The sequence below is a fragment of the Pectobacterium sp. HCp5_1 genome, assembly GCF_032905925.1.
In the GTDB taxonomy this organism is placed as follows: domain Bacteria; phylum Pseudomonadota; class Gammaproteobacteria; order Enterobacterales; family Enterobacteriaceae; genus Pectobacterium; species Pectobacterium brasiliense_A.
In genome coordinates this window covers 69,656-92,026 of the sequence record NZ_JAUMIO010000006.1, presented here as the reverse complement: position 1 = coordinate 92,026, position 22,371 = coordinate 69,656, and the positions used below count along the sequence as shown (strand labels likewise).

18 protein-coding genes and 1 tRNA gene are annotated in these 22,371 nt (G+C 50.2%); 15 read left to right on the top strand and 4 right to left on the bottom strand.

Annotation, left to right across the window (positions count from 1 at the left end; genetic code table 11):
- Window positions 1–34: 34 nt before the first annotated feature.
- The 9 genes from xerD to Q3A88_RS06710 all read left to right on the top strand — a co-directional run bounded on the left by xerD (window position 35) and on the right by Q3A88_RS06710 (window position 9,819).
- A complete protein-coding gene (gene xerD / locus Q3A88_RS06750; protein WP_014914181.1) occupies window positions 35–934 on the top strand; it encodes a site-specific tyrosine recombinase XerD in 900 nt (299 codons plus the stop codon).
- A 137-nt stretch (window positions 935–1,071) separates the two neighbouring features.
- Window positions 1,072–1,788, top strand: a complete 717-nt coding sequence (gene dsbC, locus Q3A88_RS06745; protein ID WP_010279866.1) for a bifunctional protein-disulfide isomerase/oxidoreductase DsbC — start codon at window positions 1,072–1,074, stop codon at window positions 1,786–1,788.
- A gap of 6 nt (window positions 1,789–1,794) precedes the next feature.
- On the top strand, window positions 1,795–3,555 hold the full coding sequence (gene recJ, locus Q3A88_RS06740; protein WP_317177627.1) for a single-stranded-DNA-specific exonuclease RecJ: 1,761 nt from the start codon (window positions 1,795–1,797) through the stop codon (window positions 3,553–3,555).
- 105 nt (window positions 3,556–3,660) lie between these two features.
- Window positions 3,661–4,759, top strand: a protein-coding gene (prfB, locus tag Q3A88_RS06735) for a peptide chain release factor 2 (RefSeq protein WP_100068784.1) whose coding sequence is annotated in 2 segments (ribosomal slippage) — window positions 3,661–3,735 and window positions 3,737–4,759 — 1,098 coding nt in all. Because the reading frame shifts where the segments join, the coding sequence is not laid out codon by codon here.
- 8 nt (window positions 4,760–4,767) lie between these two features.
- Window positions 4,768–6,285 (top strand): lysine--tRNA ligase, encoded by a 1,518-nt coding sequence (gene lysS / locus Q3A88_RS06730; protein ID WP_317177626.1) that lies wholly within the window; start codon window positions 4,768–4,770, stop codon window positions 6,283–6,285.
- A gap of 282 nt (window positions 6,286–6,567) precedes the next feature.
- On the top strand, window positions 6,568–7,323 hold the full coding sequence (locus Q3A88_RS06725; protein ID WP_233989634.1) for an AraC family transcriptional regulator: 756 nt from the start codon (window positions 6,568–6,570) through the stop codon (window positions 7,321–7,323).
- Window positions 7,324–7,455: 132 nt separating this feature from the next.
- Window positions 7,456–8,139 carry a LysE family translocator gene (locus tag Q3A88_RS06720; protein ID WP_233989636.1) on the top strand — a complete coding sequence of 228 codons (684 nt, stop codon included), beginning with the start codon at window positions 7,456–7,458 and terminating at the stop codon, window positions 8,137–8,139.
- 81 nt (window positions 8,140–8,220) lie between these two features.
- Window positions 8,221–8,294 (top strand) — tRNA-Gly (locus Q3A88_RS06715).
- Window positions 8,295–9,339: 1,045 nt separating this feature from the next.
- Entirely contained in the window at window positions 9,340–9,819 is a 480-nt protein-coding gene (locus Q3A88_RS06710) for an Hcp family type VI secretion system effector (RefSeq protein ID WP_110164356.1), read from the top strand.
- 576 nt (window positions 9,820–10,395) lie between these two features.
- Here Q3A88_RS06710 and Q3A88_RS06705 read toward each other — a convergent pair.
- Window positions 10,396–11,091: a hypothetical protein gene (locus Q3A88_RS06705; protein WP_039496950.1), complete on the bottom strand. Its 696-nt coding sequence runs from the start codon at window positions 11,089–11,091 to the stop codon at window positions 10,396–10,398.
- Between the two features lie 324 nt (window positions 11,092–11,415).
- Window positions 11,416–12,486, bottom strand: coding sequence for a DUF1176 domain-containing protein (locus Q3A88_RS06700; protein WP_110164355.1), 1,071 nt, complete (start codon window positions 12,484–12,486; stop codon window positions 11,416–11,418).
- Window positions 12,487–12,862: 376 nt separating this feature from the next.
- Between Q3A88_RS06700 and lpxP the strand changes: the two genes are divergently transcribed.
- Window positions 12,863–13,786, top strand: coding sequence for a kdo(2)-lipid IV(A) palmitoleoyltransferase (gene lpxP / locus Q3A88_RS06695; protein WP_205568889.1), 924 nt, complete (start codon window positions 12,863–12,865; stop codon window positions 13,784–13,786).
- A gap of 66 nt (window positions 13,787–13,852) precedes the next feature.
- Here lpxP and Q3A88_RS06690 read toward each other — a convergent pair whose 3' ends face one another.
- On the bottom strand, window positions 13,853–15,337 hold the full coding sequence (locus Q3A88_RS06690; protein WP_014914192.1) for an NCS1 family nucleobase:cation symporter-1: 1,485 nt from the start codon (window positions 15,335–15,337) through the stop codon (window positions 13,853–13,855).
- A 151-nt stretch (window positions 15,338–15,488) separates the two neighbouring features.
- Between Q3A88_RS06690 and Q3A88_RS06685 the strand changes: the two genes are divergently transcribed.
- The 3 genes from Q3A88_RS06685 to puuE are packed head-to-tail and all read left to right on the top strand — an operon-like array spanning window position 15,489 to window position 17,919.
- A complete protein-coding gene (locus Q3A88_RS06685; protein WP_317177625.1) occupies window positions 15,489–16,211 on the top strand; it encodes a GntR family transcriptional regulator in 723 nt (240 codons plus the stop codon).
- Window positions 16,208–16,945: an aspartate/glutamate racemase family protein gene (locus Q3A88_RS06680; RefSeq protein WP_317177624.1), complete on the top strand. Its 738-nt coding sequence runs from the start codon at window positions 16,208–16,210 to the stop codon at window positions 16,943–16,945. The genes Q3A88_RS06685 and Q3A88_RS06680 overlap by 4 nt, the downstream gene beginning before the upstream one ends.
- A 14-nt stretch (window positions 16,946–16,959) precedes the next feature.
- Window positions 16,960–17,919 (top strand): allantoinase PuuE, encoded by a 960-nt coding sequence (gene puuE, locus Q3A88_RS06675; RefSeq protein ID WP_317177623.1) that lies wholly within the window; start codon window positions 16,960–16,962, stop codon window positions 17,917–17,919.
- Window positions 17,920–18,110: 191 nt separating this feature from the next.
- Here puuE and Q3A88_RS06670 read toward each other — a convergent pair whose 3' ends face one another.
- Window positions 18,111–18,527, bottom strand: a complete 417-nt coding sequence (locus Q3A88_RS06670; RefSeq protein WP_317177622.1) for a hypothetical protein — start codon at window positions 18,525–18,527, stop codon at window positions 18,111–18,113.
- Between the two features lie 411 nt (window positions 18,528–18,938).
- Here Q3A88_RS06670 and Q3A88_RS06665 point away from each other — a divergent pair, with 411 nt between their 5' ends.
- Both Q3A88_RS06665 and Q3A88_RS06660 read left to right on the top strand, forming a co-directional pair.
- On the top strand, window positions 18,939–20,294 hold the full coding sequence (locus Q3A88_RS06665; protein WP_180784829.1) for an NCS2 family permease: 1,356 nt from the start codon (window positions 18,939–18,941) through the stop codon (window positions 20,292–20,294).
- Window positions 20,295–20,572: 278 nt separating this feature from the next.
- Complete coding sequence (locus Q3A88_RS06660; RefSeq protein WP_317177621.1) at window positions 20,573–22,219, top strand: Na+/H+ antiporter; 1,647 nt, start codon at window positions 20,573–20,575, stop codon at window positions 22,217–22,219.
- Window positions 22,220–22,371 lie beyond the last annotated feature (152 nt).

Here is a 22,371-nt window from a genome sequence, read left to right as displayed (position 1 = left end):
ATAATATTGTCAATCAGTGAAGAAGGACACAGCGATGCAAGAACACGATCAGGCGCTTATCGAACAGTTTCTCGATGCGCTGTGGCTGGAAAGAAATCTGGCAGAGAATACGCTGGCCTCTTATCGGCTGGATCTGCGAACGCTGGCAGAGTGGCTTGCGCATCATGACAACGATTTGTTGCAGGCACAGTCGCTCGATCTTCAGGCATTTCTCGCTGACAGAGTTGAAGGGGGCTACAAGGCCACCAGCTCGGCTCGTTTGTTGAGCGCGATGCGCCGCTTCTTTCAGTACCTTTATCGGGAAAAGCGTCGCAGCGACGATCCGAGTGCGGTGCTGTCATCGCCAAAACTGCCGCAGCGTCTACCCAAAGATTTGAGCGAGGCGCAGGTTGATACGTTGCTCAACGCCCCAAGTATTGAACAACCGCTGGAATTACGCGATAAGGCCATGCTTGAGGTATTGTATGCGACGGGGCTGCGTGTTTCCGAGCTGGTCAGTTTGACGATGAGCGATGTCAGCCTGCGGCAGGGCGTGGTACGCGTGCTGGGGAAAGGCAATAAAGAACGGCTGGTGCCGCTGGGTGAAGAAGCGGTGTACTGGATCGAGTATTATCTGGAACATGGTCGCCCGTGGCTGCTGAATGGGCAGACGCTGGATGTGCTGTTTCCCAGCAATCGCGCACGGCAAATGACGCGCCAGACGTTCTGGCACCGCATCAAGCATTATGCGGTACTGGCGTCCATCGACAGCGAAAAGCTCTCGCCGCACGTCTTGCGTCACGCGTTTGCAACCCATTTATTGAACCACGGCGCGGATTTACGGGTCGTACAGATGCTCTTGGGGCACAGCGATCTTTCCACGACGCAGATTTACACCCATGTTGCGACGGAGCGGCTGAAACAGCTGCATCAGCAGCACCATCCGCGCGCATAGGGATAACATAACCAATCGAGTCACTATCAGAGTAACAGGACGTTATCTGGCTGACGGGACACCCCGTTCACTATCACAGCGCATGGGTACAATGCTATTTCGCTACGGACCATGCTGCGAAAAACAGGATTGATGAAATGAAAAAAGGGTTATTACTGCTTTCTTTGCTGGTGGCGACGGCGACCAATTTTGCGCACGCCGATGATGCCGCGATCAAGCAGACGTTAACGCGTCTGGACATGCAGGGGGCGGAAATCCTGCCTTCGCCGATGGCGGGCATGAAAACCGTCATTACCGATAGCGGCGTGCTGTACATCAGCGAAGACGGCAAGCATTTACTGCAAGGCCCGCTTTATGACGTGAGCGGTACCATGCCGGTTAACACGACCAATAAGATCCTGATCGGCAAGCTGGATGCGCTACAGGAACAGATGATTGTGTATAAAGCCGCGCAGGAAAAACACGTTATCACCGTGTTTACCGACATCACCTGCGGCTATTGCCACAAACTGCATGAACAGATGAAAGACTACAACGCGCTAGGTATTACCGTGCGCTATCTGGCCTTCCCGCGTCAGGGTATGAAATCGCCGGCAGCAAAAGATATGCAGTCCATCTGGTGCGTGGCCGATCGCAATAAAGCGTTTGATAGCGCGATGAAGGGCGACGCGATCTCGGCAGCAACGTGTAAAACCGATATCGCCGCGCATTACCAACTGGGTATCCAGTTTGGCGTGCAGGGCACCCCTGCCATCGTGCTGCAAGACGGTATGGTCGTACCGGGATATCAAGGGCCGAAAGAAATGCTGGCGATGCTGGAAGCACATAAAGCCTCGAAGAAAACCGGCGGTTAATGCTACGTGGATATGATTACCCAACTCCGCCGGCGTCCGCTGGTGGAGGACATTGATTTACCTGACACCGTTCCGCCTTTGCTGCGTCGCCTTTATGCGCAGCGCGGCGTGAAAGGTGCGCAAGAGCTGGAACGTAGCCTGAGTGGTTTACTCAATTACCGTTTGCTCAGCGGCATTGATAAAGCGATTGATCTGCTGCAACAGGCGCTAGCTGAAAAGCGCTGCATCGTCATCGTTGGTGACTTTGATGCCGATGGTGCTACCAGCACGGCGCTCACCGTATTAGCGCTGCGCAGTATGGGCGGCGTGAACGTGAAATATCTGGTGCCGAACCGTTTTGAAAACGGCTACGGGCTAAGCCCGGAAGTAGTGGCGCAGGCTGCCGCGCTGGGTGCTGAAGTGATTGTGACCGTGGATAACGGGATCTCTTCTCACGCGGGTGTCGAGGATGCGCACCGGCGCGGTATCACGGTGCTGGTGACCGATCACCACCTGCCGGGCGAAATCTTGCCTGACGCTGACGCGATGATTAATCCCAATTTGCCTGACTGCCAGTTTCCCTCCAAGGCGCTGGCTGGCGTAGGCGTCGCGTTTTACCTGATGATGGCACTGTTCGTGCGCCTGCGTGATAGCAATTGGTTTACGCAACCCGTGTTTACGCAACAGGGGCTGGCGAAGCCGAATCTCACCGAATTACTGGATCTGGTCGCATTGGGCACGGTGGCTGACGTGGTGCCGCTGGATGCCAACAACCGCATTCTGGTGGCACAGGGGCTGAACCGCATTCGTGCGGGCGAGTGTCGTCCGGGCATTCGGGCGCTGTTGGAAGTGGCGAACCGCGATGCCAGCCAACTGGTCGCCAGCGATTTAGGCTTTGCGTTAGGCCCACGGCTGAACGCTGCCGGACGGCTGGATGATATGACGGTCGGCGTTGAGCTGTTATTGAGTGACGATATTACTCAGGCGCGCATGCTGGCTAATGATTTAGATGCGTTGAATCAGGATCGTCGGGAGATCGAACAGGGGATGCAGGTCGAAGCGCTGCGCCTGTGCGAATCGCTGGAACGTACCCGCACCGAATTACCTTACGGTCTGGCAATGTATCATCCAGAGTGGCATCAGGGCGTTGTCGGCATTTTGGCATCGCGTATTAAAGAGCGTTTTCATCGTCCGGTGATTGCCTTTGCACCTGCGGGCGACGGTATGCTGAAAGGGTCGGGGCGTTCCATTTCCGGCCTGCATCTGCGCGATGCACTGGAGCGGCTGGATACGCTGTATCCCGGCATGATGGATAAGTTCGGCGGACATGCGATGGCGGCAGGGCTATCGCTGCATGAAGACCGTTTTGAGGATTTTCGTCAGCGCTTCGGCGAACTGGTTGGCGAATGGCTCGATCCGTCTCAGCTTGAAGGCGTCGTTTGGTCTGATGGCGAACTGATGCTGCCGGAACTGGATCTGCTCTCAACGGCAGAAATGCTGCGCTACGCGGGGCCATGGGGACAGGCGTTCCCCGAACCGACGTTCGATGGCTGCTTCCGCATTCTGCAACCCCGCCTACTCAAAGAGCGCCATTTGAAAGCGATGTTTGAGCCGATCGGTGCAATAGGGCAGGTGCCGTTGCTAGACGGTATCGCGTTCAATATCGATACCACCATCTGGCCAGATCCCAGTATTAAAGAAGTGGAAATGGTGTACCGGCTGGATATTAACGAGTTTCGCGGTAAACGCTCGGTGCAATTGATGATCCAACATCTCTGGCCGCGCTAACCGAATACGGCGGGCAGAAAGTCTATAAAATGGGCCTTTTATCCGCTAGAATGGCGGGTTACACCATTCCGTTGTCAACGACTTAACGTAAGAATATAAAAAATCATGTTTGAAATTAATCCGGTAAAAAACCGCATTCAGGATCTGTCTGAACGTAGTGCCGTTCTTAGGGGGTATCTTTGACTATGATGCCAAGAAAGAACGCCTCGAAGAAGTAAACGCCGAGCTGGAACAGCCTGATGTCTGGAATGAGCCTGAACGCGCTCAGGCATTGGGAAAAGAACGTTCCTCGCTGGAAGCTATCGTCGATACCATCGATCAATTGACTCAGGGTCTGGAAGATGTGAACGGCCTGCTTGAGCTCGCGGTGGAAGAAGACGACGAAGAGACGTTCAATGACACCACGGTAGAACTGGACGCGCTGGAAAATAAATTAGGCCAGCTCGAGTTCCGTCGCATGTTCTCCGGCCAGTACGACAGTGCGGATTGCTACCTGGATATTCAGGCGGGTTCTGGCGGGACGGAAGCGCAGGACTGGGCCAGCATGCTGGTGCGTATGTACCTGCGTTGGGCGGAAGCCAAAGGGTTTAAAACCGAAATTATTGAAGAGTCAGACGGTGACGTGGCCGGTACGAAATCCGCCACCATCAAGATCATCGGTGACTATGCGTTTGGCTGGCTGCGTACTGAAACGGGCGTACACCGTCTGGTGCGTAAGAGCCCGTTCGATTCCGGCGGCCGCCGTCACACCTCATTCAGCTCCGCGTTTGTTTACCCGGAAGTGGATGACGATATTGATATCGAAATCAATCCGGCCGACCTGCGTATTGACGTTTACCGTGCCTCTGGTGCGGGTGGTCAGCACGTTAACCGGACAGAGTCCGCGGTGCGTATTACCCACATTCCGACCAACATTGTCACGCAGTGTCAGAATGACCGTTCCCAGCATAAAAACAAAGATCAGGCGATGAAACAGCTGAAAGCGAAGCTGTACGAATTTGAGATGCAAAAGAAAAATGCTGAGAAACAGGCGATGGAAGACAACAAATCTGATATCGGCTGGGGCAGCCAGATTCGTTCCTATGTTCTGGATGATTCGCGCATCAAAGATTTACGTACCGGAGTGGAAACACGTAACACTCAGGCGGTACTGGATGGCGATCTGGACAAATTTATTGAAGCAAGTTTAAAAGCGGGGTTATAAGAATTCACATGGCTGAATCACAATCACAGGGTGCCGATCAGGCGCAAGATCTGAATAACGAATTAAAAACGCGCCGTGAAAAGCTGGTGGCGCTGCGTGAAACCGGGATCGCATTCCCGAATGATTTCCGCCGTGACAGCACGTCCGATCGTCTGCACGCTGAGTTCGATGCCAAAGAGAACGAAGAGCTGGAAGAACTGGGCGTTGAAGTGACTGTCGCGGGCCGTATGATGACCCGTCGCATCATGGGTAAAGCTTCTTTCGTGACCTTGCAGGACGTCGGTGGCCGTATTCAGCTGTATGTTTCCCGCGACGATCTGGCGGAAGGCATCTATAACGAGCAGTTCAAGAAGTGGGATCTGGGCGATATCTTGGGCGCACGCGGCAAGCTGTTCAAAACCAAGACGGGCGAGCTGTCCATCCACTGTACCGAACTGCGTCTGCTGACCAAAGCGCTGCGTCCGCTGCCAGATAAATTCCACGGTCTGGCCGATCAGGAAACGCGTTATCGTCAACGTTATCTGGATCTGATCGCTAACGACGAATCTCGCAATACCTTCCGTATTCGTTCCAAAGTGATGGCGGCGATCCGTAGCTTCATGGTCGATCACGGCTTCATGGAAGTCGAAACGCCGATGATGCAGGTGATCCCCGGCGGTGCGTCTGCGCGTCCGTTTATCACGCACCATAACGCGCTGGACATCGACATGTACCTGCGCATCGCGCCGGAACTGTATCTGAAGCGTCTGGTTGTGGGTGGTTTCGAGCGTGTGTTCGAGATCAACCGTAACTTCCGTAACGAAGGCGTTTCCCCGCGTCACAACCCTGAATTCACCATGATGGAACTTTATATGGCGTATGCCGATTATAAAGACCTGATTGTGTTGACGGAGAACCTGTTCCGTACGCTGACGCAGGACGTACTGGGCTCGACGACGGTGCAATACGGCGACCAGACATTCGACTTCGGTAAGCCGTTCGAGAAGCTGACGATGCGCGAAGCGATCTGCAAATACAGTCCTGAAACCAACGTTGCCGATCTGGACGATCTGGAGAAAGCGACTGCTATCGCCCAGTCTCTGGGGATCAAGATCGAGAAAAGCTGGGGTCTGGGCCGCATCGTGACCGAGATCTTCGAAGAAACGGCAGAAAGCAGCCTGATTCAACCGACCTTCATCACCGAATATCCGGCTGAAGTGTCACCGCTGGCGCGTCGTAACGATCAGAATCCAGAAATCACCGATCGCTTTGAGTTCTTCATCGGCGGCCGTGAAATTGGTAACGGCTTCTCCGAGCTGAATGACGCCGAAGATCAGGCAGAGCGTTTTGCTCAGCAGGTGAACGCTAAAGATGCAGGCGATGACGAAGCGATGTTCTACGACGAAGACTACGTGACTGCACTGGAGCACGGTCTGCCGCCAACAGCGGGTCTGGGTATCGGTATCGACCGTATGGTGATGTTGTTCACTAACAGCCACACCATCCGCGACGTGATCCTGTTCCCGGCGATGCGTCCGCAGAAATAAGACGCAGGGCGTAAAAAATAACCCTGACGTTGTCGTCATACTTTATTGAACCGGTGCAATTGCACCGGTTTTTTTATTATCGACAATGCAAATTTTAGGGGAAACACGAGGATGAGATTCCCGTAGGGACACCTCGCACCGTGGTAGCCCCGCGTATCTCGATCTCACCTCGATAGTATTATCATCTCGTTTTATCTCCGCATTCTTGCCGTCATTCTGTGATTGTCGCCCAGCGGGGGAAGATGCTATTTTCAGGCATTCATTCACTGCCGGAACACCCTCATGATGACGTACCGCGATGCCTGGTTCGAGCTGGCGCTGTTAACTAATGGCCGCAGTTTTCCACGGCATACGCACGACGAGTTTGTCATCAGCGCCAATCTCAGCGGATTGGAAACGGTCTGGCTGGATGGAGAGACCTTTGTTGCCACCAACGATATGGTGACGACCTACAATCCCAATCAGCTACAAGGCAGCGATAATGAATTTGACCGCTGGCAGTGCGCATCCTTGTACGTTCACCCGCAGGCATTTGAACATTATTTCCACCAAACCTTTCGGTTCTCACGGGGCTGGAATCCGTCGGCGCAGTTGGCGTCTGAGTTAAAACAGCTCGTCACCTCTGATTTGGACGACAGCACGCGTCAGGAGCGTATTATCCTGTTGCTGGCGGGGTTGATGGAAAACCAGCATCCTATGCCGTCTCAGGGTCAGGTCAAAGAAACAGAGCGGATCACGCGGATCAAAGATGGGTTGCTGAACGATCTCAGCGATGTCCCCACGCTCGACCAGCTCGCACAGCAGGAAAATCTGTCGGTCGCACATCTGGTGCGCTCGTTTAATCAGGCAGTTGGGCTACCGCCGCTGGCGTGGTTGATGCAGCGACGCATGTGTAAAGCGCGGGAGCTGCTGCGGCAGGGCGCTGCGATTAGTCAGGTTGCGGGTGATGTCGGATTTGCCGATCAGGCGCATTTCACGAAGGCTTTCAACCGTTATAACGCCATGACGCCGGGGCAATTCCGCCGTATCAATTTTTGACAATACAGCCTTTCCCTTCGGCTCTACACTCGCCTTATTGCTTATTGCTTATTGCTTATTGCTTATTGCTTATTGCTTATTGCTTATTGCTTATTGCTTATTGCTTATTGCTTAATGCTCGAAGGGAATACCATGCTGTTAGTTGTCTTCACGGGGATGCTGCTATCCCTGTCACTCTGTCTCGATCTGGGAATGGTCAATACCGCGATTATTAACCGTGGGCTGCGGCACGGGGCGCGCTCGGCGTTTTATATCGGGCTGGGTTCCTGTTTCGGCGATCTGTTTTATGCCACGCTGTCAGTGCTGGGTCTGGCGGTGGTCTTTAACCTGACGCCCGTCCGCTGGGTGTTATGGATTGGCGGCGGGCTGATTCTGGTCTGGATGACGTTCAGCATGGCGCGCGCGGCCTGGCGTGACTATCAGGTTAAACGCTTCGCCGACCTGTCTGCGACAGCGAATACGGCGGATTTTACTGCGCCCCCAGCCCGCTATACCGAGTTTTTCAGCGGCGTCGGCATGGCGCTGGCGTCACCGACGGCGTTACTGTGGTTTGCTGCGATTGGCGGCACGATTATCGCGCAGTCTACCGATGGCTCTGCTTTCATGATCGGCCTGTTTCTGCTGGGCTTTTTCGTCGGCGGCGTGCTGTGGACATTCTTCCTTGCGGCGCTGGTGAAGTACGGTCAGCGCCTGCTGAAAGAACGGATCTCATTCTATTGCAGCCTGATTTCTGCGCTGCTATTTGCCTACTTTGCCTGGCACGTCATTTCCAATGGCTATGAGACGCTGTTTCTACCGCTCTCCACAGCCGCATAACCGGCTAAAACATCAGCACTTTGCCGGGTTTTTTACTTGCTCGGCAACGGCATAGCGCTATAATGCCAGTCGCTTCTGTGTGCGAGTGTAGTTCAATGGTAGAACGGCAGCTTCCCAAGCTGCATACGAGGGTTCGATTCCCTTCACTCGCTCCAATTACACTTCTCTCATCGTTTACCCAACAAGTCCGCCAAATCTAGTAATAGCTGGGTTTATCACTAATTTTTCAGTGGGTTATATAAATTAATCGCCTATCTAAATCGCGATCTCACGTATGATGACACTCGAAATCCTATACACATTCGCCTCAATACAGTAGGAAACTATACCCATGCCTCTGGCATCAACCATAGTGCAGTGTGCAAAGAGCCAAAACTGGTTAAGTAGGGACAGTGATACTTTTGAGGAAAATATTTTCCCATTTATTGTACAGCGATTATTGCTCTTATATCATTTTAAATATTGGGAACAATGAAATAAAATTATCATAACTTTAATTCATCTTTACTAAATTAATGTGTTTTGTGTAAACGTCATGATACAGTTTAAGTTTTTTAAAATTTATTCTTTTAATTTGATAATTAATCCCCCTATTTTCATAAAGAAATATGTATTTCTTAAATACAAGGTTTTCATAGAGAGGTATTCGCTATCACGTGAGGGGTATAAAAATAACTAAAGCGGTTTTTCAAATACAGGCGTAATCTAATGGTCATGTATATTTATGGATTTTACATTAAGTTTCATTGGAAAATAAAATTATGTTATTTAAAAAATGGCTCTATTTTTTATCTTGTTGTTATATAATAAATTAGTTATGAATTAATTGGTAAGGTTCGTCTGGGTAAAATATTTCTCTCCATCGTCAGGTTTATTCTGAATAATGATGTCAGGGAATGGCGGTTTTTTAATGGAAAATTAAGTATAACGTAATTAGGTAGATAAAATATTCAACGAGGGTTAGGAAGAGTGGGTGTATGTTCTAATATATTCATGTAACGGTTATCCTTTAGATGATACATTTCATTATATGTTACTATGACCGTGAAAGTGCTCAGGCCATTCCCATGTAAATAAAACGTTTATATATAAATAACGGTTTTGTGTGGTTTTAAAATTTCACATGAGAGAGTATTATATCCATGCAACAGAGACTACGGTTCCAAACCGTAGAATGGGATTTCTTTGTATGGAGGCATAATGTCCAATCTTATTTATCTTAGCGTTACCGGGGAAAAACAGGGACTGATATCAGCAGGATGTTCATCTCTGGACTCTATTGGCAACAAGTATCAATCGGCCCATGAGAATGAAATTTTTGTTTATGAGTTGGTGAATAACATTAGTCGGGAAGAGCATATTTCAATGCTTCCTGTAGAAATCAGAAAGCCAATTGATAAAGCTACGCCATTGTTCGCTCAGGCAATCAATGATAAGGAAAAACTGGAGTGTGTTCTTTCTTTCTATCGAACGGCTCAGTCTGGTGGAAATGAACTTTATTTTAAGATGAAACTTCGGGATGCACTTATCAGCAATATCCGTTTTTTCTATCCTAACTCACTGACACACAATGAAGTTCAGCCACAGGAAAGTGTATCATTCAAATTTGCTTCTATTGAATGGGAGCATGTTATTGCAAGAACAAGCGCTTACATGCTTTGGCAAAATGTAGCCTATTGATATTATACTAAAGGCCGATTTACTTTCGGCCTGATTTTTTTGATCCATATTTTATGTTGATAAATATGATTATTACAATTGAAAGCAACATCAGTTTCATCCAGTGTTCTGGAATAAACGAAACATAAAAAAACCATAATGCTATGGTTATAAGAACTAAAACCTCAGTGATTATAAAATTTTTTATCATAAATTTTAGCATCTTTTTTAAATTCATATATACGATTTTTCTACCCTAATTCACTGACACATAACGAAGTTAAACTACAGGAAAGTGTATCATTCAAATTTGCTTCTATTGAATGGGATCATGTTATTGCAAGAACAAGTGCTTACATGCTTTAGCAGAATGTAGCCTATTGAGATTATATTAAAGGCCGATTTACTTTAGGCCTGATCTTTTTGAAAGGAATTTTACGTCTACATAAACAATAATGACAATCGAGAGAATAGTCAGCTTCCCCCAATGTTCAGGGATGAATTCGTAGAATAAAATGCCCAAAACAATCATTAATGCCATTGTGGTATAGGTATTAATAAATTCTTTAACGGCATAAGAAATTATTTTTTTTAAGTTCATTTTTTTAGCATTCCGTTTATTGCTTCTGTGATATCGATTTTGTCATAGGAGCTTTTAGGCACGTAAGGAGACAGGCGCTCTTCAAATACGAAGTATAACATCTCAACTTGCATAGCATAGAGAGACCAGTATAGCTCCGGACATACGTCATGCAGGTGTCGTGCAGACATTGCAGCCTTTTGGACTTTTCCATGAAATGCGAGAGCACTCAGCCCTATCAGTGAGTATTTATTAATCGACCTGCGAATTGATAGTGAAAAATTCAACGAGGTTGCAATATGCTTTGCAAGCAGATAAGCGACTGACATTTTTATTGTCCGATCTGTAGTCATGTCTGATGCAATTGATACACCTAATATCGCTTTAGCTATTAATTTCTGCTCTCTTTCTTCGGTATCTTTTAATAGAATTTTTATGTATTCAACTAAAATGTCAAAAATCACATCTCTTCTTTTATATATTTGTTTTATAGCAAGATACATTCTTTCATTCTCAGATTTTAGTTGCTGGCAGTCAGAGTTATATTTTTCTATAAAGCAGGATGAATACCATGTTGCTCTTTCTATACCACTATATAAATCATCACTAAGTTTTATTGTATTATCTTTAATTTTATCTGCCATACTGTCCAGGTGAGTGGCGAGAACTCTTTCAGATTCCATTTTATATTTTAAATATTCTGATAGTTGCATATTATGTCCCTTTTATTAGGCCTGTCCTCTCCTTTTGTGCAGATAGTTTACCCGAATAACAGGCATGACTTCAATGTATTTGCTGGGCTGGTAATTTGCATCCTACTAATTATAGAGTGAAAGTATTGTTTTTTTAGAAAAGACGACAATATATCCTTATATAAATAAAATTTAGTGGTTGTCGAATGTGACGAAAGCTCGTAGCAATTAAACTACGGGCTCATGCTTGCCCTGATGTTGGACTGTATTTTATTTAAAATACTCCACTCTTAATTTCACTTGCACTGGAACTGAACAAAGGGAAGAGATCACTTTTGTTCACTATCATTTGCCCGGTTTCACCACCGTCGTCGTCCAGTAGGGTAAATCCCAGGTGCCGCCCAGGCGGATCATACGGCATGAACCTGTGAACGATGCACTGCTCTGCTGGAATGCTTTGCCATCCCATATCCATGCATTATAGCTCATGCAATCCGCGAGTCCGCGTCCTTTATGCGCAGAGGTAATTTCACCGTTTTCGTAGCCTACTCCGATTGTGGTCACAAGCTGCGGCTGGGTTTGCATGGCGTTGTCGATAACCCAGTAAGCATAGCCTTCGTTGTAAGCGGCGCGCCAGCAAAGCGTGCTGAGTAGGGACATACTGTCATTCAATGGAATGCGTTCAATCGGTTCTGCTTCTTGATAATCTTGCGGTGGGAAACTGTCGCAGTCATCTGCTTTTAACGTCTTAAGCAGTTTTTTCTGGATAGCCGACTGTTCCGCGTCCGTCAGAGTCCGCGATGCCTCCTGCTTAGTGATTGCTGCATAGATAACGGGGGCAACTACAGCAGGTAATTCACTGCTTTTATTTCCTTTTTTGGTGATGGCATCCGTTGTCCCGATGCGACCTTGTTTCTCATCCATCTTTAGCAGTACCGCGTAGGCACCCGCCCCGGACAGTTCGGAAACGACACCATTGTGATGAAAAGCTACTTTCCCGCTTCCTTTTAGAGCCTGTAGGACGACAAGAATTTGCTTCTCATTTAGCTGCCAGAGATTGTCTCCGGTTGAGGTGAGTAGGCCTTTATCGACACCGTCAACGGTTAGCGTGAGCTTGGTGCCTTTAGGAATTTCCTTTTCTACCTCAGCGAGTGTAACCTCAGCCGTTATTGGCGTATTTTGCCCGGCATGACGCGTGAGAAGCAGTGAGACACTGGGAATATCTTCCTCTTCGCCCGTGTACTGCTCTTCTGGCGAGTAGCCGGCAGCCCGACACGTTAGCGTGTTATCACAGACCACTTCCCAGTCTTTATGAAAGAAAGTGCTATCAGCGAAGGTTGTGGCAAACGCCAGAACAGGAATCCCCGTGATCAGTGCGGTTAGCATAGAGAGGCGGGAAGGGAGAGAAAAAGTCATTTTCCATCAAGTCCTTGATTATGTTGTGGCTTGCCGCCGGCCTATTTTGGCTGCAACAAAGCCCGTCACTTTTTTGACATATACCAAGATGTTAGCGTTAGACGGCGTGATATTGCGAATATTTCTTGTCCGACCACTCCTTTATTCAGCGTGAATCGGGTATGATGCCGCTGCCGTTAACCGTTCATCGGCTGCTCAAAATCCCCTCTGTGTTATCAGCATGTTTATTCTGCTTTTTAACCTCACGCGTGATAACGGCCAGAAACAGTTTTCCACACAGTTGAAACGATCCCTATAAAAAAGTGTCATGATAGATGTAGCGCGATGAGAACGACTCTTTATGCGGTACGCTGTTAATCACTTAAAGACGAGTATCATGAAGATTAAGCAAACATTTACCAGGGCATTACTCCACCCGCGCTATTGGACGACTTGGTTTGGTCTTGGCGTGCTGTTTTTATTAGTTCAACTCCCTTATCCGCTGCTGATGAAACTCGGGAGCAGTGCAGGTCGTCTATCTCGTATCTTTCTTAAACGCCGGGTGTCGATTGCCCGACGCAATCTTGAATTGTGCTTCCCTACAATCTCCAACGACGAAAGAGAAGCGATGATCGACAGCAATTTTGCTTCGCTCGGAATGGCATTGGTTGAAACCGGTATGGCCTGGTTCTGGTCCGATCGCCGCGTGCGCCAGTGGTTTGATGTTTCAGGGCTGGAGCATTTACAGCACGCGACCGCAAAAGGTCAGGGCGTAATGGTGATTGGTATTCACTTTATGTCGCTGGAGCTGGGCGGTAGGGCGATGGGGCTGTGTCGACCGATGATGGCGATGTACCGTCCGCACAATAATAAAGCGATGGAAATGGTACAAACCTGGGGACGTTCTCGTTCCAACAAAGCGATGATCGACCGTAAAGATCTGCGTGGCATGGTGCAAGCACTAAAACGGGGTGAGGCGGTATGGTTCGCTCCCGATCAGGACTACGGCCCTAAAGGCAGCGTTTTTGCCCCGTTCTTTGCGGTGAAAAATGCGGCAACCACGAGCGGCACGTACACGATTAGCCGTCTCGCAAAACCGGCGATGATGACGACAGTGCTGATTCGCAAGCCCAATGCCTTGGGTTATCAACTGGTGATTCAGCCTGAATTACAGGATTATCCTTATCACGATGAACAGGCTGCGGCGTGTTACATGAATAAGGTGATTGAGAAAGAAATCATGCGTGCACCCGAACAGTACCTCTGGCTGCACCGTCGCTTTAAAACCCGTCCGGCAGGGGAAGTATCTCTCTATGCCTGATGAGAACTGCGCCTGATGCGAAATGCCGCACCGGTTTTCATGCGGTGCGGCGTTGCTGATGGTGTTTTATTCTTTTTCTAACAGTAGCCCGCGTGGAGCGAAGGATTTTTTCATTGCGCCAACGCATTCGCGGCGTGCCAGATAGCGGTAACAGCCAGCAGCAAGGAATGCGCCGATAAACCAGCTGAAGTTGGCCGCATCGCGCCACTGTGGCGTGAAGGTGATAATCAGCCCAATGGTCACCGCGGGAATTAACGCCATTATCGCATTCGGATTAAAGCCGTTTCGATACCAGTACTTCCCTTTTGGCGTCGCGTCGAACAGATCGTCCACATAGACTTTCCCTCCTTTGATGACATAGAAATCCATCAGCAGAATGCCGAACAGCGGGCCGATAAAGGCACCGAGTACGTCGAGCGTGTAGTGAATCAGCTCTGGTGAGTTGAAGAGGTTCCACGGCGTGAGCAGTACGGATCCGACTGCGGCGATCATCCCGCCCGTGCGGAAGCTGATACGCTGCGGTGAACAGTTGGAAAAATCAAACGCTGATGAGACGAAGTTAGCAACAATATTGATCCCGATGGTGGCGATAATCATAGTCAGCACGCCAAGCGCGACGGCAAAGCCGCTGTCAATATGCGAGACGGTTTCAATCGGATCGGTAATCATGCGGCCGAATAATGACTGTGTGCCCGAAACGATCACCACGGTGATAATAGAGAACAGCAGAAAATTGAACGGCAGACCCCAGCGGTTGCCACGACGGATTTCCTGCATGCTTTTACCGTAGCGGGAAAAGTCACCGAAGTTCAGCAGCGGGCCGGAAAAGTAGGAAACGACCAACGCAGTGGCGGTGAGCATTTGCCAAAGTTGTTCGCTGGTTGTAAGTGTTTTGCTGGTCAGCGTAAAAGAAATATTCTCCCATCCTGTCTGATAAACAATCCAGATCGCAAGCGCCGTCATCACCACATAAACCGCCGGGCCTGCAAAATCGATAAAGCGTTTAATCGCGTTCATGCCATGCCAGAACACGAGAGCCTGCAGGAACCACATGATGCCAAAGCAGATCCATCCCAGCGCTGACAGGCCGAGCCAGTGACTCTGTGTCAGTGGGGAGAGCGCAGGATAAAACTTCAGCAGAACCAGCATGAGTGCATGCGCGGCCAGATATGTCTGAATGCCGTACCAGGCAAAAGCGATGAGGCCACGGATGACGGCGGGAATATTTGCGCCAAAGACACCGAATGCCTGACGGCAAATCACTGCATAAGGAACGCCGCTCATCTGGCTGGGTTTCGCGACCAAATTTGCACAGACCTGCACAATACAGATGCCCACAAGCAGGCACAGCAACACCTGCCAGCTTGCCAGCCCCAGTGCAAAAAAGCTGGCTGCAACCACGTATCCGCCCATGCTGTGCACATCTGACATCCAGAATGAAAAGATGTTGTACCAAGACCAGGTTTGAGTACGTGTCGGTGCCAGATCCTCATTGCAGAGTTTTGGACTGTACGCGTTGCTACCATTACCTGTAATCATTTTTTCTGGCATGGAATCTGCTCCTTTTACCCTAGTCGTGAAATGAATGACGTTATGTATGTAAAAAAGGAGTTGCATTAATCAGGCCAAAATTAATTTCTTGTATACATATTTTATATTTTCTGTGTACGATTTGATGAGAATGTGACAACGAGAAGAGCGAATGAACTACACTTACGGACTGGGAAATGAGCAGTTTTTGCAGCAAAAAGATGATGTTATCTATCAGGCTCTGCTCAACGCTATCGTCGAACACCAATTACTGCCGGGCACCAAATTGCCGGAGGAAGCGCTGGCAGAGGTGTTTGATGTGAGTCGAACGGGAATTAGAAAAGTCTTACAACGTCTTGCTATGGTGCAGATGGTGACGTTAACGCCCAAACGTGGTGCGCAGGTGTCGACCCCCTCCGTTGAAGAAGCGCAGGAAATTTTCCAGACTCGCCGCTTTATTGAGTGTGCCAATCTGTCTGAAGTGGTGCTGCACTGCCAGTCTCCTCACTTGACGGCGTTAGAGCGGCTGATCGCAGCAGAGCAGCAGGCACACGCAGACCAAAACGGCGCAGAAGCGATCCGCCTGTCTGCCGCATTCCATATTCAACTCCAGGCGATCTCTGGCAATACCGTGCTAACAGGAATCGTGTCGCAGCTGACGTTGCGCTCATCACTGGTTATCGCAGCCTATGGCACGCCGTGGCAGCAGGGGTGCCGATGCCACGATCACCACGATCTGCTGGCGTTACTACGGGATAAAAATGTCTCGGGGTTAGCTGAAGTGATGACGCAGCATTTTGATGACATTGTTGCCAGCCTGCGTTTCGACCGGGATGACAACGTGGAGCCGGATTTCCGCCGACTGTTCGGCCATATCAGGGAGAAGCTCGCGTGAAACCTTGCGTAATTCAGGTGATTAACCCCAACACCAGCCTTGCCATGACCGAAACGATCGGTGCCGCGGCTCGCGCTGTGGCATCGGCAGGAACTGAGATTGTCGCGGTGTGTCCTTCGCAGGGGGCGCCGTCTATTGAGGGGCATTTTGACGAAGCGATAGCCGCGATTGGCGTGTTGGAACAGGTGAAGCTGGGGAAAGCGCAGGGCGTTGACGGGCACATTATTGCCTGCTTTGGCGACCCAGGCCTGCTCGCGGCCCGTGAAGTGGCCAGCAAGCCGGTCATCGGCATCGCCGAAGCTGCCATGCATATGGCGACGCTGGTGGCAACGCGTTTCTCGATTGTTACCACATTACCGCGCACCGTCATCATCGCCCGCCATTTACTACAGCGTTATGGCTTTGAACATCACTGTGCTGCACTGCACGCGATCGATCTGCCGGTGCTTGCGCTGGAACAGGATAGCGGGATCGCACAGAACAAGGTGCGTGAATATTGTATACAGTCTCTGCGTCAGGATGGCGTGGGAGCGATTGTACTTGGGTGTGGTGGAATGGCCGATCTGGCGCAGGAACTGACGCAAGAACTGTCGATTCCTGTGATCGACGGCGTCAGTGCTGCCGTCAAGCTGATTGAGTCATTGTCGGCACTGGGATTGACGACCAGTAAACAGGGTGATCTGGATTACCCGATTGCCAAGCCGCTGAGCGGCATGTTTAGTACGCTGCGTTGAAAGAAGGGAAGGACATGATCACAGCACCTGCTGCAACGATGTACGGCATTGAGAGCGATTATCCGCGTGACCTGATTGGATATGCGGGACAGCCCCCGCATGCTAACTGGCCTGAAAATGCACGCATTGCCGTGCAGTTTGTATTGAACTACGAGGAAGGTGCGGAAAATAACGTCTTACATGGTGACGCCGGATCCGAGCAATTTCTGTCCGATATTATTGGTGCGGCGAGTTATACCGATCGTCATATGTCGATGGATTCGCTGTATGAATATGGATCACGTGCCGGTTTTTGGCGTATCCATAATGAGTTTCAGCGTCGCGGGTTGCCGTTGACGGTATTCGGTGTGGCAATGGCATTGGCGCGCAACCCCGCGGTGGTCGAGGCGATCAAATCGGCTAACTATGATGTGGTGAGCCACGGTTGGCGCTGGATTCATTACCAGCATATGGATATCGACGCTGAACGCGAGCACATGCATAAAGCCATTACTGTGCTGACGACGTTATTTGGTCAGGCTCCGCTTGGCTGGTATACCGGCCGCGACAGTCCCAATACCCGCCAGTTGGTCGTCGATAGTGGGAACTTTTGGTACGACAGCGACTACTACGGTGACGATCTACCATTCTGGATGCCGGTCAAAAAAAGCAATGGTGAGGTGCAGCCGCATCTGATCGTGCCATATACGCTGGAGACTAATGATATGCGTTTTGCCTCACCACAGGGGTTTAACAGCGGAGATCAGTTTTTCACCTATCTGAAAGACAGCTTTGATGTGCTCTACGAGGAAGGTGAAACTGCACCTAAAATGCTATCCATCGGGATGCACTGTCGTTTGCTAGGGCGGCCAGGCCGTTTTCGGGCGTTACAGCGTTTTCTGGATTACGTTCAACAGCATGAGCGAGTATGGATTTGCCGCCGTCAGGATATCGCCGAGCATTGGCGTCAGCATCATCCGTATGTCGCGCCGTGAAACTCAGAGAATACCGGAAACAAAAATGGCTACCGGATGGCAGCCATTTTAGGGTGGTTAACGTACTTGAGTACGATTAACGGAAGATAGCGTGGGGGTTAACACCGCGATAGGTTTTGCCCAACGCTTTTAATATTTGATTGATTTTGCGGACAACGCGCATCTTTTTTATCCCCACGATTCTTAAATAATTATTGGTTGAAAGTACCAAAGTTGATGTTGATGTTTTCAAACATAGCGATGATTTTGTTCAGCAGTTTCATGGTCATTTCCTCGTTGTTAGTTGATTTGTTTTCTGTGATGCTGTTCACGTTTTTAAGAATACTCGCACTGATACGGGTGGTCAACTTTTTTGTGATGCGAATCACAAAAAAATGAACGATCAGTTTGTGAGGAGTAAACCGCTGTTTTGATTTCCGTCTAAGAACCCTTTCTGCTTTTTCTTCATACTGACCCATTTTCAGCGAGTGGCCTGATTGAGCATTACCTGTACTGGCTGTGCGCTTCGTTATCGGACAGATGACGTGAGATAGGTAAATTGTCTCGATTAGCAGTTGAAATAAGCGCGGGTGAAGCGGGATAATCACGCGCTTCACATTGCCTGACACCGTCTTATCCAGCTTGTTTTAGCTCAGCCTGTTTTTGATACAGCAGTGTCTTGATATAGCAACGTTTTCCAGCTTTGCATCCAGCGAGTTAATCGTTTGCGTGCGGGGCTATAGCCTAAATAATTCGAGTTGCAGGAAGGCGGCAAGCGAGGGACAAATTCGTCGGGAACGAATTTGACCAGCCAAAGGCTGGCCTTCGGTGAGAGACAGGATGTCTCTCATTTAATCCCGATGAGCTTACTTGAGTAAGTGATTCGGGTGACTGAACGCAGCCAACACACGTGCAGCTTGAAGAATGACGGGTATATACGGTTCATGATGCGCCAGCGATGCTGGTGCATTCGCGGAGCAAGGCCGCGGGAACCGTCAGAATCGATCTTAAATAATAATGGCATTTCAGGGGATACCACCATGTCAAACACCACCCGTCAGGCAGGCTCACAAGGCTCGCTTGATGCTTTTTTCAAAATTACACAGCGCGGCAGTAACGTGCGTCAGGAAGTGTTAGCTGGCCTGACGACGTTCCTGGCGATGGTTTACTCCGTGATTGTGGTGCCGAGTATGCTGGGCAAGGCCGGCTTCCCGCCGGCAGCCGTGTTCGTTGCAACCTGTCTGGTTGCCGGGCTGGGATCGCTGCTGATGGGATTGTGGGCCAATCTGCCAATGGCGATTGGCTGTGCGATTTCGCTGACGGCATTCACCGCGTTCAGTCTGGTGCTGGGGCAACAAATCAGCATTCCTGTGGCGCTGGGAGCGATCTTCCTGATGGGTGTGCTGTTCACCATCATTTCCGTCACAGGCATCCGCTCCTGGATCTTGCGTAACCTGCCGATAGGTGTGGCGCATGGTACGGGGATTGGTATCGGTCTGTTCCTGCTGATTATTGCCGCCAACGGTGTCGGTCTGGTGGTAAAAAACCCGATTGACGGCCTGCCAGTCGCGCTGGGTGATTTCACTTCTTTCCCTGTCATTATGTCCCTGCTGGGGCTGGCAGCGACTATCGGTTTAGAGAAGCGTCGCGTACCGGGTGGTATTCTGCTGGTTATCATCGCGATCTCTATTCTGGGGCTGATTTTTGACCCGAATGTAAAATACGCTGGCTTCTTTGCGCTGCCAAGCCTGACGGCGGCTGACGGTTCGTCGCTGATCTTCAGTCTGGATATCATGGGCGCATTGCAGCCGATGGTTCTGCCGAGCGTGCTGGCGCTGGTGATGACCGCCGTGTTCGATGCCACGGGTACGATCCGCGCGGTAGCCGGACAGGCTAATCTGCTGGATAAAGACGGACAAATCATCAACGGTGGTAAAGCCCTGACCGCAGACTCCGTGAGCAGCATTTTCTCCAGCCTGGTCGGGACGTCTCCGGCAGCGGTTTACATCGAATCCGCAGCGGGTACGGCAGCCGGTGGTAAAACAGGCTTAACGGCAACCGTTGTCGGCGTCCTGTTCCTGCTGCTGCTGTTTGTGTCTCCGTTAGCGTATCTGGTGCCTGGCTATGCCACCGCACCCGCGCTGATGTACGTCGGCCTGCTGATGCTGGGCAACGTCTCCAAACTGAACTTTGATGACTTCGTCGATGCCATGTCCGGTTTGGTCTGTGCCGTATTCATCGTGCTGACCTGTAACATCGTGACCGGTATCATGCTGGGCTTTGGCGCGCTGGTATTAGGCCGCATCTTCTCCGGCGAATGGCGTAAACTGAACATCGGCACCGTGGTGATTGCTGTCGCGCTGGTGGTGTTCTACGCTGGCGGCTGGGCGCTGTAATTCTTTCCAATAGACCTTCTGGTGCCGTCCAGAAGGTCTGTCATTCCTCGTCTTTCCTTCCTCCTTCCCTTCTTATCATTTCCCACGCTAAATGCGATTTTATGTGTCTTTTTATTGGCGTTGGGTTGATGTTACTTGTGTGATAATCAATATTGTTATTAATTTTGATTTCGACCAGAAATCCATTTTCATACCGAGCTAAATGCGTTAAATATGGAAGAGCAGTCTGCTCGCTAGCAGGCAGAATTTTTTGATTTAGGAGTACGTCTAAGGAAAGCATGGAAATATTTTTTACGATTCTTATTTTGACCCTGGTTGTATCTCTGTCTGGGGTGATTACCCGCATTTTACCTTTTCAAATCCCTCTGCCTTTAATGCAAATCGCGCTTGGTGCCATCCTTGCCTGGCCCCATTTTGGTTTGCACGTTGATTTCAATCCCGAGCTGTTTATGGTGCTCTTCATTCCGCCGCTGCTGTTTGCCGACGGCTGGAAAACGCCGACGCGTGAGTTCCTGAGACACGGTCGAGAAATTATTGGTCTGGCGCTGGTTCTGGTCCTGATTACCGTGGTGGGCATCGGCTATTTCATCTACTGGATGGTGCCGGGCATGCCGCTGATTGCGGCCTTCGCGCTGGCCGCCGTGCTGTCGCCAACGGATGCCGTCGCGCTGTCTGGTATCGTGGGTGAAGATCGTATTCCGAAAAAGCTGATGGGCATTTTGCAGGGCGAAGCGCTGATGAACGATGCGTCCGGTCTGGTGTCGCTGAAATTTGCTGTCGCGATTGCGATGGGCACGATGGTGTTTACGGTTTCCGGTGCGACGCTGGAATTCATGCAGGTTGCGCTGGGCGGGCTGCTGGCGGGCGTCGGCGTGACCTGGCTATTCGGTAAATCGCTGCGCGCTATCAGCCGCTGGAGCGGTGATGATGCCGCAACGCAGATTGTGCTGCTGTTGCTGCTACCTTTCGCCTCGTATCTGATTGCCGAACACATCGGTGTGTCGGGCATTCTGGCCGCGGTAGCCGCGGGGATGACGATGGGTCAATCGGGCGTCATTCGTAGCGCACCGCTGACAATGCGGCTGCGTGCGAACGGCGTGTGGTCGATGTTGGAGTTCGTGTTTAACGGCATGGTGTTCATCATGTTGGGCCTGCAATTGCCGGGCATTCTGGAAACCTCGGTGACGCAGGCGGAGTTGGACCCAACGATTGAAACCTGGATGCTGTTTACCGATATCGTGATTATCTATGGTGCTTTGCTGCTGCTGCGTTTCTGTTGGCTGTGGGTGATGAAAACATACAGCACACACATCCAGAAAAAGCGCCCGATGATCTTTGCCGAATTTTCCACGCGGGAGCTGTGGATCGCGTCCTTTGCTGGCGTGCGAGGGGCGATTACGCTAGCGGGTGTGCTATCTATTCCGCTGCTGCTGACGGACGGCACCGCATTCCCGTCACGCTATCAACTGGTGCTTATCGCTACGGGCGTCATTTTGTTTTCTCTACTGTGTGGCGTGCTGGCGTTGCCGTTTCTGTTGCGTGGTGTGGTGGTCGCGGACAAGGCCGCGCATGCCAAAGAAATCCGCATGGCGCGCATGGCGGTGGCAGAAGTGGCGATCAAAAGTATGCACAAAATGGAGGAGCGTCTGGCCGCCGATCGAGAGGAGAACATTGATGAGCAGGTGCTGAAAGAAGTCAGCGCGCGTGTCATTGGTAATCTGCGCCGACGGCTCATCGATAAAGACGATCCTGAAAATGGTCTGCTGATTGAGAATCTGGAGCGGCGTTTTCGTCTGACTGCGCTGAATTCCGAACGTGCGGAGCTGTATCACCTGCGTGCCACGCAGCAAATCAGCAATGAGACGTTGCAAAAAATGCTGCGCGACCTCGATCTGATGGAAGCGCTTCTGATCGAAAATGAGTAAGACGCGGTGAGACGATCCCCGTTACCGCGTTGATTTCTTTCTCTTCTCCTTTCTTCCTCTGCATCCCCATGGCGTAAGCGATGGGGATGTTTTTTATGCGTCCAGCCTAAGAACGACGTCAGGCGATTGTAAACTGCTTGTCACTAAATGAT

Coding starts and splice junctions, on each gene's coding strand:
- Q3A88_RS06710 (WP_110164356.1), top strand. CDS start 9,340: ATGTCCAATCTTATTTATCTTAGCGTTACCGGGGAAAAACAGGGACTG.
- Q3A88_RS06665 (WP_180784829.1), top strand. CDS start 18,939: ATGTCAAACACCACCCGTCAGGCAGGCTCACAAGGCTCGCTTGATGCT.
- Q3A88_RS06690 (WP_014914192.1), bottom strand. CDS start 15,337: ATGCCAGAAAAAATGATTACAGGTAATGGTAGCAACGCGTACAGTCCA.
- lpxP (WP_205568889.1), top strand. CDS start 12,863: ATGAAGATTAAGCAAACATTTACCAGGGCATTACTCCACCCGCGCTAT.
- xerD (WP_014914181.1), top strand. CDS start 35: ATGCAAGAACACGATCAGGCGCTTATCGAACAGTTTCTCGATGCGCTG.
- Q3A88_RS06660 (WP_317177621.1), top strand. CDS start 20,573: ATGGAAATATTTTTTACGATTCTTATTTTGACCCTGGTTGTATCTCTG.
- Q3A88_RS06705 (WP_039496950.1), bottom strand. CDS start 11,091: ATGCAACTATCAGAATATTTAAAATATAAAATGGAATCTGAAAGAGTT.
- puuE (WP_317177623.1), top strand. CDS start 16,960: ATGATCACAGCACCTGCTGCAACGATGTACGGCATTGAGAGCGATTAT.
- Q3A88_RS06720 (WP_233989636.1), top strand. CDS start 7,456: ATGCTGTTAGTTGTCTTCACGGGGATGCTGCTATCCCTGTCACTCTGT.
- Q3A88_RS06685 (WP_317177625.1), top strand. CDS start 15,489: ATGAACTACACTTACGGACTGGGAAATGAGCAGTTTTTGCAGCAAAAA.
- dsbC (WP_010279866.1), top strand. CDS start 1,072: ATGAAAAAAGGGTTATTACTGCTTTCTTTGCTGGTGGCGACGGCGACC.
- Q3A88_RS06700 (WP_110164355.1), bottom strand. CDS start 12,486: ATGACTTTTTCTCTCCCTTCCCGCCTCTCTATGCTAACCGCACTGATC.
- lysS (WP_317177626.1), top strand. CDS start 4,768: ATGGCTGAATCACAATCACAGGGTGCCGATCAGGCGCAAGATCTGAAT.
- Q3A88_RS06725 (WP_233989634.1), top strand. CDS start 6,568: ATGATGACGTACCGCGATGCCTGGTTCGAGCTGGCGCTGTTAACTAAT.